Below are 11,971 nucleotides of genomic sequence, written 5' to 3'. Positions count from 1 at the left end.
GGGCGTGAGGGGCGATATCGCCTTTGCACAGTCCTGTCTCGAAACGGGGAATTTTACCTTTTCCGGCTCGGCGGTCAACTTAAAGCAGAACAATTTCTGTGGTCTTGGTGTGACGCAGAGGGGCAAAACAGGGCTGTCCTTTGAATCAGCGCAGCTTGGCATCCGTGCGCAGATTCAGCATCTCAAAGCCTATGCCTCTACGGACAAACTGCGGAACGCACTGGCAGACCCGCGCTTCCGCTATGTGAAACGGGGCTGCGCTCCCTATGTAGAGTGGCTCGGCCAGAAGGAGAACCCGCAGGGGAAGGGCTGGGCGGCAGGAGAAAAGTATGGGGAGAAGATACTTTCCATCCTGAAAGCCATTGCCGGCGAAGGAAAAGTGCAGTTCATGGAGAGCCTCACACTTTCCGCGCCCTACATGGTGCGCGTATCCATTCCCGACTTAAATATCCGCCGCGGCCCCGGAAAATCATATCCAAAGACAGGCAAGTTCACAGGTGTGGGAGTCTTCTCCATTGTCGAGGAAAAGGACGGCTGGGGGCTGCTGAAAGCCTATCAGGAAAAGCGGGACGGGTGGATTTCGCTTGCGTTCACCACACGGATTTAGGGGGAATGTAAGGCGGCATTTATATAGGAAGAAAGCGGCCAGACCGCTTGACTTTACGGGCTTTCAGAGTGATTAATAGACTACCAAAAAAGGAAAGGAGCGGATGCAGATGCGGATAAGGAAAGTTGCGATATATGCCAGGGTGTCAACAGAGCATGAGGCACAGCTTTCAGCATTGGAGAACCAGGTGCAGTATTACGATGACCTGATAGACAGGCACCCGGACTGGGTATTGTACCGCCGGTATATCGATGAAGGGATCACCGGCACCTCCATATCCAAGCGGAAAAACTTCGTGCGAATGATGGAGGACGCGAAGGACGGACATTTCGATTTAATCGTCACGAGGGAGGTATCGAGGTTCGCAAGGAACACGGTGGACACCCTCCAGCAGACGCGGCTCTTGAAGCGGATGGGCATTGAGGTGTATTTCACCGAGGACGGCATATGGACCATGAACGATGAGGACGGGGAGCTGCGGCTGACCATCATGGCCACCCTCGCGCAGAACGAATCGAAAAAGACCTCCATGCGGGTGAAGGCGGGGCAGATGGTCTCCTTCCAGAACGGGGTGGTCTACGGCACCGGGAACGTGCTTGGCTACGACAAAGTGGGGCCGGAATACGTCATCAACGAGGCGCAGGCGAAAACGGTCAGGAAGATTTTTGATATGTACCTTGCGGGAAACGGCAGCCAGAAGATTAAGAAACAGCTTGAAAAAGATGGCGACCTCACGGCGATGGGGAAGAGCCTGTGGCATTACGCCACCATCAGCCATATCCTGAAGAACCGCCTCTACTGCGGCGAGCTGGAATACCGGAAGGAATATGTGCCGGACTACCTCGAACAGAAAAGGGCGAAGAACAACGGGGAGTTGGAGCGCATCATCGTGGAAGGGAAGCACCAGCCCATCGTCACCAAAGAGGAATTTGAAAAGGTGCAGAAACTGATAGAGGAAAAGAGGCCGCAGATGGAGCATTTCAGGAAGAACAGGGGCATCCACTCGGATGACCTCTGGCGCAGGAAGCTGCGGTGCCAGTGCGGACACGCTTTCGCAAAGACCAGGTGGCACTCCAAGTCAAGGGACTTCACCACCTACACCTACAAGTGCTATGACCAGACCCGGACGGGGACGGTTTCAGCAAGGCTGAAAAACGGCCTGAGTATCGAGGGCGTCTGCCGGGTGCCGCTGGTGCAGGACTGGAAGGTACACACGATGGCGCAGAAAGTCCTCCACGCCGTTTTCGATGACCCGGAGGGGACGCTCCGGGAAGCAGCGGCAGTCCTCGGCCTCGGCGCGGCAGGGGTGGAGCAGTCGGAAGTCCTGCGGGACAAGGAAATCATAGAAGAACAGCTCAAAAAGGAGCGGGGGCGCTACGAGACGCTGCTCGATATGCGGATGAACAACGAGATACCGAAAGAGGTATTCAGCCGCAAGCAGCAGGAGGTGGAGAAAAAGATAGCGGAGCTGGAACAGCAGATGATGCAGTACGGCGATGTGAAGCCTGCCACGGAGGCGGACGTGAGCGGCAAGCTGGAAAACCTGCAGAGGCTCATGGGGCAGCCGCCCGTGCCGGAGGATGGGGAGTTTTCGGAAAGTGATATAGATAAATATGTTTTCGGGGTAAGGGTTTACGAAGACCGCTTTGAGTGGCTCTTAAACTTAAGCCCCGAAGCCCGCGGGGAACTGGATGATGCCGGTTCCCCTGTTTATTTTACGAAGCTGACGGTCACGCCGGATGACGAGCGGGCATGGTTCAAGATGCACCCGCAGTGGTCAAAGTCCAACAAATATGTGGAACTGGAGGCATGGATTTATATTTAGACGAAAGAGACAGGGCGGAAGGGCTGTGGCGGCCTTTCCGTCCTGTCCGGCATTTTGCGGTCTTACTCTGTAATCATTTCTTTTACTTCTGTTGGCAGGCATTTCCCTAAAAACATAGCCTTGCAGTCGGAAAATCCAAGCAGATATGCAAGCATCCCAAACCGGGAGCCCAGCGCGTTCTGCTCACAGACGTAGCGGTCGATGAGCAGCCGGATTTCTTTTGATAAATCCATCCTGTCCAGTTCGCCGGAGTATATGTCCGACTTTCGGAGAATCGCCTGGTATTCCCCGTCACCGCTTACAATGCCGTTCATGACACCGTTCATGCGTGTGTCCATCAATTGGTATAATGCAGAATCTTTTTCCAATCCAATCCCTCCTTCCGTGGTGTTGTAGCTTACCTCTGAATTTGGGATTTAGCAAGTGGAAAAATAAAAAGCTGGAAAACCATCTTGTAGCGTCCGACATTTTCTGATAAAATATCCATACGGGGTACTGCCATAACGGGATAGGCGGTCAGTCTTTCGATGCAAACGCAGAGGGGACTGCCCCTCTGACTACGGGTAAAACCGGGAAAGGGGGGATGCTTGATGAGTGACTATGAACTGCTGACGGTTGTTCTGATGATTCTTGGGATTATCGTTTCGATCTTGATAGCGTACATAAACCACACAAAAAAGTGACCGCCCCAGCCAAAGGTAAGGTCACTTCTTTGTAAGTAATTTTATCGGGGCTGACCGTCTATCGGCAGTATTCCCTTTTGTATTTTCATTGTAGCAGATTCCCACGTATCTGTCAAATGCTGCAGCGTTCCGCTGAAATCATTTTATGCCGGATTCCGCAAAAAAACAAGGGGTTTTAGTGGCAAAAGCGCAATTTGTCGAATCAAAATCGGGGTGGGGTAAATTCCGCACAGGTGGGGTAAAAGGGGTAAATCATTTACCCCAGGGGTAAAAGTCATCATAATCTAACAGCGGCACAGGCGGCTATTCAGAAATAATGCCATAGGATTTTGGAACGATTTGGCGAAAGTATAAGAAAATGGCTTGAAATCAAGGGATTTACGGAAACTGTTCGGAGTTTTCGTGTTTGTATGGAGTTTTGCGTGATAGTATGCAGAGTTTCCGTGTTTGATATGAGCAAAGCGGTAAAAATTTAATGGATAAATGATAACGATGAAAAAGGGCTGTTTTAGCATTTCATTTTTATATAATAGTTTCAGTCCACTCATCTACTCTTTCATGGTATAAAAACAGTTCCGCAGGAATTTTGATGGTATCCGGAGGAACTGGTGTCTGTATCACACAGCCTTTCAGCGGAAGTCCGTGCGTTCCTGTTTCCTGATCGGGTTTTAAGCGCATCATGAGAAAATGGGAACTTCCCTGATGTGTTTCCGGGCGGGATTTCAAATATTGTTTGGAGTAGAAGGTAAGGTCATAATTTTTACTGCATTCATATTCTATGCCTATATAGCACATCCCTTTAGGACAGCATTGCTCCAATGCATCATAACTATGTTTTGCCGCCTCTTTCAACTGTTCCGGGGAAAACCTTTCTGCCAGTTTGGGATTGTTCAATTCTTCTTCCGTATTTTTCCACACATCTATCAAGGCAACAGAATTTATATGGCAAAGCACCTCATCTCCATGATTATCCACGAAACAGAAAGAATGGGATTTCCCGACATTCAGGGTAACTGTCTTTTCTATTATATGCTGGATGGGATTTGGCCTGTGCGTTATCGTGATGGGTGTTTGAGGTGTAAGATGGGGCAGCTTCGAAACCTCCGCTATGTTCAGCGTCAACAGAATGAGATTCTCCCAATCTATATCTTTCAGCCATTCGGGAACTGTCCAGCCAGCACCCATCATATCGAAAAACAACTGGATCATTCCATAATTATCAGAATCCATAGGGCTGCCCATGCCGCCCTGTATCTTGAGATGCACATCACCAAGGCAGAGCTCACTGCAATGCAGATAACTGTATCCGTGCCTTTCATGCTCTTTCAGCATCCTCCTGTGATTACGGATGCCTTTCCTGTTCTGGCTTTCCGGTTCCATGTATGGTTCTATAATGTATAGTTTTGCTTCATCGGATAAGGTCATGCCGACAATATGGTATTTTATTCCATTCCGTTCTGTGGTTTTCCCAATCACAAGGATATCCTGCCATTTTGAGTGGAAATCTTCTAATAATGAAAATTCATCAGCCACACCTCCGTAAAATCTAATATGGCAAGTATACCATGTATGCCGAAATAATTCCATAAAATGCGGAAGGACTCCATAGTAAATCTATGCTTTCCATTCCTGAAAAATAGTCGTTTCGTGCCATCGGATGAAAAACAGAAAATTTTTATGGTATAATTCGGTGGATGCTTTTACTTTAGTGGAAACGGTTTTCAGCCGAAGTAATTTAGGAAGCAACAGAACAAGGAGGAAACGGAAAATGTATGAATTGGTTCAGGTCAGTGAGAAATGCCATTACATAAACTGCCCGGCGAAGATAGGTGTCTATGCCCCGGACAAGGATCATGTCTATCTGGTTGACAGCGGGAATGATAAGGATGCGGGGAGGAAGGTCAGGCAGATACTGGATAAAAACGGGTGGAATCTGACGGCAATCCTGAATACGCACTCCAATGCAGACCATATCGGTGGGAACCGTTACCTACAGGGGCAAACAGGGTGCAAAGTTTATTCCGGCGGCATAGAGGCGGCTTTTACAACATATCCGGTCTTGGAGCCGTCTTTCCTTTACGGTGGTTATCCGTGTAAGGATTTGCGGCATAAGTTTCTGATGGCGCAGGACAGCAATGTGACGGATTTTTCAGATGAAGGGTTTCCGAAGGAGATAGAGACTATACCTTTGCCGGGACATTTCTTTGACATGGTTGGGTTCCGTATGCCGGACGGTGTGGTGTTCCTTGCGGACTGCATCAGTAGCAGGGAAACGTTGGAGAAGTATGCTGTTTCTTTCATTTATGATGTGGGAGCCTATCTGAAAACGCTGGATATGGTGGAGGGAATGGAAGCCGCCATGTTCGTTCCTGCCCATGCGGAAGCGTCTGCCGATATCAGGGAACTTGTTTGCTACAACAGGAATAAGGTACATGAGGTGGCGGAGAGGATTTTATCCATCTGCATGGAGCCGATGTGCTTTGAAAGAATTTTGCAGGAAGTGTTCAAAGGCTATGGGCTTTCCATGAATTTTGAGCAGTATGTGTTGGTTGGCAGCACGGTGCGTTCCTATCTCTCATGGCTGAAAGATACCGGGAAGGTGGCGGCTGAATTTCAGGACAGTATGCTGTTGTGGCAGAGGGTATAGTTTTGATAATCCGTCAATAGCTTGTGTGGCTTATCGGCAAAGCACGGAAAATCTGAAATCCTATATGCAGCGCCAGTGGAGCCTTGTGGGCGGAATGGCTGGCACGTTCGGAGAGATGGAGTTTGTCATGCAAGATGAAAGTTTAAGGGCAGAAAAAGGAAAGAGGTGGCAGAACTGAAACGGATTGCGATATGTGACGATGAAATTGGCACTTGTTCTGATTTGGAAAAAATAGTTCTGGATTTTGCAGACCGCCGGGCTTTGCAGATTGAAACGGAAGTCTTCTATTCCGGGGAGGCATTTTACCGTTCCATTCAGGAGCAGTGCCTGTATGACTTATGTTTTCTGGATATCCAGCTTTTGGAGATGGATGGCGTGCAGGTCGGAAAGCAGATCAGGGAGCAGCTTGGAAACGATAAGATCAGCATTGTTTATATTTCTTCTAAAGAAACCTACGCCATGAGCCTGTTCCAGGTGCGTCCCCTGGACTTCCTGGTCAAGCCGCTCACCAAAGAGAAAGTGGCTGCTGTATTGGAGCAGTTCATACGGCTGAGTGAAGCCAATAAAAATGAATTTTATTATCATGCAGGGAAGTCGGTCTGCAGGCTGTATCTGGACGAGATACATTACTTTGCCTGCAATGGCAGGAAAATTGAAATATATACCGGTTCGGGACAGAAGGAATTTTACGGTGCCATGCGGGAGGTATGGGAGCAGGTGGAGGGAAAAGGATTCTGGATCATCCATAAATCCTATATCGTAAACACAGCATTTGTTTCGGTTTATCATTATGATTCTGTTCAGATGACAGACGGCACGCGCCTACCGATCAGCCAGAAGTACCGGAAGGCAATGAAAGAGAATTTAACGGAAAGGTATCAAAGGGGGTGAGGCAGGTGTCTGTCATGAAAAGTCTTGTCATCATACTGGCGGCAGTCCGCATCTGCCTTTATATGCGCTGTTTTTCTGTCTGCATTGGAAAGTGCAGGGTTTCCAAGAAAATTGTGACAGCCCTCTTTACAGTGTTGTGGATATTTGAGGGCTTTCTCATAAGCGTTTCCTATATTGGGCAGGGAATTGCCGCGATGGACCTGTTCTTTTTGCTGGTAGAGATTCCGTTTTTATTAGCAATGTCTTTCTGCTACCAGGGCAAAGTGACACGGCGTCTGCTGATGGCGGTTATCCTCTCCACGGTATACTGGATCGGGAAATGGAGCATTGCGTCTGTCCTTTTTAAGACGGTTGCTGACAGCCGCCAGTATTTAATCGTTACATCCATTTCTGTCAGTTTGTTTTTTGTTTTTGGGATGATTCTGGAGAAAGCAGGGAAATCCCGGCAGGAGCGGGAGCGTGAACTGCTGGAGCAGGAGGTTCGCATCTATGAGAACCAGTTCGGCATCATAAGGCAGTCGCAGCATAATATCCGCGCCTTGAAGCACGATATGAAGCACCACATAAAAATGCTCATGGATATGGTGTCCGGAGGGGAAAACGAAGAGGCGCTTAAGTACCTTGCGTCTATGGGAGCATTTATGGAGAACAGCGGGGAATATGTCGCCACCGGGAACGAAAAGATTGACAGTATCCTGAATTACATGATCTCAAAAGCAAAGAGTTCAGGCGTTGATGTCTCCTGGAAAATCCAGATTCCGGAGCATCTGGGAATCCCCGTTTTTGATGTCAATGTGATTCTGAGCAACCTGTTTGAAAATGCCTTGAATGCCCTGACGGATGTAACGGAACCGGCATTCCACATCATGATGAAATATGACCGGGGCATCCTCTGCATCAGCACACAGAATAATTGTTCCGGGAAAGGGCAGACATCCGGGGCTTCTGAAGAGCATGGGTTTGGGCTGAAAAATATCCGGAGGATTGCAGAGAAGTATCATGGAAGCCTGACGGCAACGGTCCAGGATGGGGATTTCCATGCCAGTGTCCTCCTGTTTTTGGAAGATGCAGATACCGAATGATTTTTTTATATATGATATATAGTGAGCAGGGAGTCCGGCAGAATATTCCGGACTTCTTATTTTTTACCTGCAAACGTTTAATTTTTGCAATGTGCGGCCATGGAGGGAACTATCTGCTATGCTGAAAACATGAATCATGTTTGGAGGAGTAATGTTTATGGAGGCGCAGAAAAAACGGTATTATTTGGTTGACGGTATCAGGGGTGTTGCCATTGTCAACATGGCTGTATTCCATTTTTTGTATGATGTGTTTATTGTCTATGGGAAGAACCCTCTTTGGTATGGACTTCCTGCAATCCACATCTGGCAGCAGATGATCTGCCAGACCTTTATTTTCATTTCGGGGTTTGTATGGCAGTGGGGGATGGAAGGGAACCTGCGGCGGGGCTTAAGTTTCAATCTGTATGGTTTTATTATTTCGCTTGTCACCCTTATCGTCATCCCGTCGGAAACCATATGGTTCGGGATATTGAATTTTATGGGGTGTGCAGTCCTGCTGATGTTCCCACTCCAGAAGTTGGTTAAAAAAGTCTCTCCGGCCTGGGGATTGGGAATCTGTTTTGTGCTGTTTATCCTCTGCAAGCAGATACAGCATGGTTATATCGGGATTGGGGGCGGTATACAGGTTCCGGCAATATGCTATTCCATAAAGATTCTGACACCATTTGGTTTTCCTTTTCCAGGCTTTAAATCAAGCGACTATTTCCCTATGATTCCATGGATGTTCCTGTATCTGTGCGGTTATTTTTTCAATGGAATATTCAGGGAGCATGACACATGGAAAGCCGCAGCCCGGTTTAAGGTTCCGGTCTTATCCGCTATTGGGAGCAGGACAATCTGGATTTATCTGTTCCACCAGCCGGTGAGTATGCTGGTATGCAGTCTGGTATTTGGCTAATGGGGAGGATGGGTATGGATATGGTTTTAAGTGTTGAAAATGCTGAAAAATATTACGGAAGGGAGCCAAACTTAAAGAAAGCGCTTGACAGGGTGGATTTTGAAGTAAGTGCAGGTGAGTTTGTAAGCATCATGGGGCCCTCTGGTTCCGGCAAAACGACCCTGCTATACTGCATAACGCTGAATACTGCCTATTGCAATCATGTGATTGAACCAGTCAGCGTTATGCAGTCTGGTTTCATGGCAAGTGAAATCGTTAAGCAGTATAAATTGCATCTCAACCATTGATACAATAGATGCAGGGCATATTTATTTGGGTAGTCAGGACTTGGCATCATTGCCACAGCAAAAATCAGCCAGGTTCCGGCAGGAGAATCTTGGATTCATTTTTCAGGATTTTAATCTGCTGGATACCCTCAGCATTGAGGAAAACATTGCACTGCCGCTGGCAATCAAGGATATTCCGGCGAAAGAGATAAAAAGCACTGTCAGAAGTTTGATGCAGCGGCTGGGGATAGAGGATATAGCTGCCAAGTTTCCGGCACAGGTATCCGGCGGGCAGAAACAGAGGTGTGCCTGTGCAAGGGCATTTGTGAATAAGCCCAGGCTGGTTCTGGCAGACGAACCGACAGGGGCCTTGGATTCTGTGTCTGCCAGACAGTTGCTGGCATTGCTGACGGAATTAAATGGGCAGGAAAAAGCAACCGTTTTGATGGTGACACATGATCCGCTTTCCGCCAGTTACGGAAACCGTGTCCTTTTCCTGAAAGACGGGCAAATCAATAAGGAGCTTCGCAGAGTGCGGCAGAGCAGGGTTGATTTCTACCATGCGATTCTGTCAGAAGTATCTGCCTTTGGAGGTGCGGGACTATGCTGAAAAAGTTGTCCAAGAGAAATGCGAAAAGGCAGGCGATGGATTACATTATTTATATCATTACGCTGGTCATCACCGTGGTCTTGATGCTGTCATTTAATATGATTGTGTTTTCAGAAGAAATTTCCGCCATAATAAAAGAACCATCAATCCTGCCGTTTTTGATTGTCGTGGTCAGTATCATGGTGGTCTTCATCATGGGTGCGCTGGTAAACCATATCACAGTGTTTATATTAAAACGGAGAAGCAGGGAATTTGGGCTGTATATGCTGCTGGGGATTGAAAATGAGGATATAGCGGGGATATTCCTCAGAGAGAACAGGTCAATCCACGGATTCATCCTTGCTGCCGGCCTATTCCTTGGAACGTGGTTTTTTCAGGCTGTTAAGGCCGTAATATGCGGGATGTATGCGGTTCCGTTCAGTTTTTCCTTTGAAGTGTCAGCAGGGGCGGTTATCCTGACCCTGTTTTATATGGGGGCGATCTTAGGTATCTCTTCTGTAAGGGTAAAGCGGGCGGTTCGGAAACTTAATGTACGGGAATTGATTTACTTTGATAAGGCAGCCAGCGGGGATGGAAGCGGGGAGGCGAAGGACAGCACACCCATGGCGTTGCTGTCAGTATTATTGGGAATCGCAGGGATAGCGGTTATGGTGCTTTCCGCTGTCAGGAATCTGCCGGATATTGTGAATGTCCTTGCTGTCACGTTCCTTGTTGTTTCCGTTTATGGATTTTTTGTTTTGCTTTTCCGGCGGCTGCTTTCATGCTTGAAAAGCGATGAATGGAAATACCGTGGCAGCCGCCTTTTCCTGTACAGGCAGCTCACTGCAAAAATGCGTTCCATGCTGCCCCTTATGGCAGGGGCGTCTATGCTGGTAATGGTCGCGCTATTAGCTGTTGGCTGGGCGATTTGTTTTATGGATAAGGTTGACAGCCGTGTCGAGGCAGTTGCTAAATTTTCAAAGCTAAGGAGAAATAACACATGAACAACGAAACACGAGTATCAATACTGCGGAACGCTCCCATTCCGCAGGTACTTCTTAAAATGGGACTTCCAACCATGATCGGTATGCTTGTCACAGGTATTTATAACCTTGTAGACGCTTATTTTGTGGGTGGGCTTGGAACAAGCCAAATGGGGGCTGTTTCTATTACGTTTCCATCCTCTCCCGGCTTTTAGGGGCAAAGGATAAGGAACAGGCTAACCATGTTGCTTCCACAGCTCTTTATTCGGGCTTGTCAATAGCAGCGGTCATGATTGTAATAATCGTTGCATTTGTGCGCCCGATTTTATACGCATTGGGAACAACAGACACTATTTATCCTTATGCCCGTGAATATGCAATGATTTACGTCATTAGCTCTATTTTCAATATCTTCAATGTCACTATGAATAACATTGCTTCGAGCGAGCGAGCCGCCAAGGTTTCTACAAAACCGGCTTAATATGGACGAGTACGTTTTGTGTCTTAATGACAATTCTAATGTTGATTTTTGCTACCCCGGTTATTTCACTGTTTACTGCTGATGATTTAGAAGTGGTTGAAATTGGGACATTTGCATTGCGGGCAAATATCGTAATGTTTGCGGGTATGGGAATAGAAGCGATTTATTCCATGCTTTCACTTGCTCTTGGAAAAGCCGCCGGAGGCTGGTTATTAAGTATCGGGCGGCAAGGCGTTTTCTTCATTCCTGTAATTATGTTTCTGCCGCGCTATATAGGATTGAACGGTGTTATCCTTGCGCAGCCCATAGCTGACGTACTTACTCTTGTTGCTATTATCATATTGGCAATTAAGATTAATCGACAGATAAAGGTATTGGCTGCTTCGCAGACAGGGGCAGAATGATTGGCAATATATCCCGGTTACTGAAACTGAACTAAGGAGAAAGGGGAAAAGGGCTCACAGGCCCCTTTTTCCTATTCAGAAAGCTATTTGGAAAGCGGGGGAATCAGAGGTAATATGCTTACACGGCGGTTTGCGTTTCCTCTATATCGGACGAATGGCAAAAAACTTTAGACCTGTTTTGGGATTTTCCGTACTGTATTTCTGCCTTTCGTTCCCGAAAAATGGTCGTTCCGTTCCCTCCGCCCGAAAAACGGAATATTTCTGCCGATATAAAAAGATAGATACCTATCTTTAAGTGAATGCCTTTAAGGATTTGAGGTGATGGATTTTGGATATTGCAGTTGTGGATGACGAGAAAGCAATCAGGGAGCATATATGCGGGCTGGTGGAAGAACAGCTGCCGGAGAGCCGCATAGAAGCCTATGCCGCGGACGCGGAGCTGCTCGCATCGGGGAAGCGGTTTGACATCGTTTTCCTTGACATACAGATGGAGGGCATGAACGGCATAGAGGCGGCAAGGGGCCTGCGTGAAAGGCGGGAGGATACCGTGCTGGTGTTCATTACGGGCATCAGGGATTATGTGTTTGACGCATTTGACCTCTACGGAAGCTGAAA

General features: G+C 47.6%; 13 protein-coding genes and 1 pseudogene. 12 read left to right on the top strand and 2 right to left on the bottom strand.

Translation table 11 applies throughout. The features are described 5' to 3' along the window. On the top strand, positions 1–607 hold a 607-nt coding region (locus NFS35_RS24925; RefSeq protein WP_251209743.1), incomplete at its 5' end, for a glucosaminidase domain-containing protein. A 109-nt stretch (positions 608–716) separates the two neighbouring features. Further along, positions 717–2,432, top strand: coding sequence for a recombinase family protein (locus NFS35_RS24920; protein ID WP_016293579.1), 1,716 nt, complete (start codon positions 717–719; stop codon positions 2,430–2,432). 62 nt (positions 2,433–2,494) lie between these two features. Here the strand turns inward: NFS35_RS24920 and NFS35_RS24915 are convergent, their stop codons facing one another. Both NFS35_RS24915 and NFS35_RS24910 read right to left on the bottom strand, forming a co-directional pair. Continuing rightward, entirely contained in the window at positions 2,495–2,800 is a 306-nt protein-coding gene (locus NFS35_RS24915; RefSeq protein WP_016293580.1) for a hypothetical protein, read from the bottom strand. Positions 2,801–3,637: 837 nt separating this feature from the next. Next, complete coding sequence (locus NFS35_RS24910) at positions 3,638–4,345, bottom strand: hypothetical protein (RefSeq protein WP_251209742.1); 708 nt, start codon at positions 4,343–4,345, stop codon at positions 3,638–3,640. A 538-nt stretch (positions 4,346–4,883) separates the two neighbouring features. Here NFS35_RS24910 and NFS35_RS24905 point away from each other — a divergent pair. The 10 genes and pseudogenes from NFS35_RS24905 (at position 4,884) to NFS35_RS24870 (ending at position 11,969) form a co-directional block, all read left to right on the top strand. Continuing rightward, on the top strand, positions 4,884–5,762 hold the full coding sequence (locus tag NFS35_RS24905) for an MBL fold metallo-hydrolase (RefSeq protein ID WP_251209741.1): 879 nt from the start codon (positions 4,884–4,886) through the stop codon (positions 5,760–5,762). A 165-nt stretch (positions 5,763–5,927) separates the two neighbouring features. Beyond that, positions 5,928–6,653, top strand: coding sequence for a LytR/AlgR family response regulator transcription factor (locus tag NFS35_RS24900; protein WP_251209740.1), 726 nt, complete (start codon positions 5,928–5,930; stop codon positions 6,651–6,653). A gap of 14 nt (positions 6,654–6,667) precedes the next feature. Continuing rightward, positions 6,668–7,735, top strand: coding sequence for a sensor histidine kinase (locus tag NFS35_RS24895; protein ID WP_251209744.1), 1,068 nt, complete (start codon positions 6,668–6,670; stop codon positions 7,733–7,735). A 157-nt stretch (positions 7,736–7,892) separates the two neighbouring features. After that, on the top strand, positions 7,893–8,633 hold the full coding sequence (locus NFS35_RS24890) for a heparan-alpha-glucosaminide N-acetyltransferase domain-containing protein (protein WP_251209739.1): 741 nt from the start codon (positions 7,893–7,895) through the stop codon (positions 8,631–8,633). A gap of 14 nt (positions 8,634–8,647) precedes the next feature. Further along, positions 8,648–9,509: pseudogene (locus tag NFS35_RS24885) on the top strand (ABC transporter ATP-binding protein). Further along, a complete protein-coding gene (locus NFS35_RS24880; RefSeq protein WP_251209738.1) occupies positions 9,503–10,492 on the top strand; it encodes an FtsX-like permease family protein in 990 nt (329 codons plus the stop codon). Before NFS35_RS24885 ends, NFS35_RS24880 begins: the two are co-directional and overlap by 7 nt. Continuing rightward, positions 10,489–10,686, top strand: coding sequence for a hypothetical protein (locus NFS35_RS29485; protein WP_330640442.1), 198 nt, complete (start codon positions 10,489–10,491; stop codon positions 10,684–10,686). The genes NFS35_RS24880 and NFS35_RS29485 overlap by 4 nt, the downstream gene beginning before the upstream one ends. Continuing rightward, positions 10,668–10,952, top strand: a complete 285-nt coding sequence (locus tag NFS35_RS29480) for an MATE family efflux transporter (protein WP_330640447.1) — start codon at positions 10,668–10,670, stop codon at positions 10,950–10,952. The genes NFS35_RS29485 and NFS35_RS29480 overlap by 19 nt, the downstream gene beginning before the upstream one ends. A 38-nt stretch (positions 10,953–10,990) precedes the next feature. After that, positions 10,991–11,356 (top strand): MATE family efflux transporter, encoded by a 366-nt coding sequence (locus tag NFS35_RS29475; protein WP_330640441.1) that lies wholly within the window; start codon positions 10,991–10,993, stop codon positions 11,354–11,356. Positions 11,357–11,684: 328 nt separating this feature from the next. Next, a complete protein-coding gene (locus NFS35_RS24870) occupies positions 11,685–11,969 on the top strand; it encodes a LytR/AlgR family response regulator transcription factor (protein ID WP_251209737.1) in 285 nt (94 codons plus the stop codon). The last annotated feature ends 2 nt before the right edge of the window (positions 11,970–11,971 follow it).

The sequence above is a fragment of the Acetatifactor aquisgranensis genome, assembly GCF_943193215.1.
In the GTDB taxonomy this organism is placed as follows: Bacteria; Bacillota; Clostridia; order Lachnospirales; family Lachnospiraceae; genus Acetatifactor; species Acetatifactor aquisgranensis.
The sequence above is the reverse complement of the archived record's forward strand: the minus strand, read 5'-3'. Positions and strand labels throughout refer to the sequence as shown.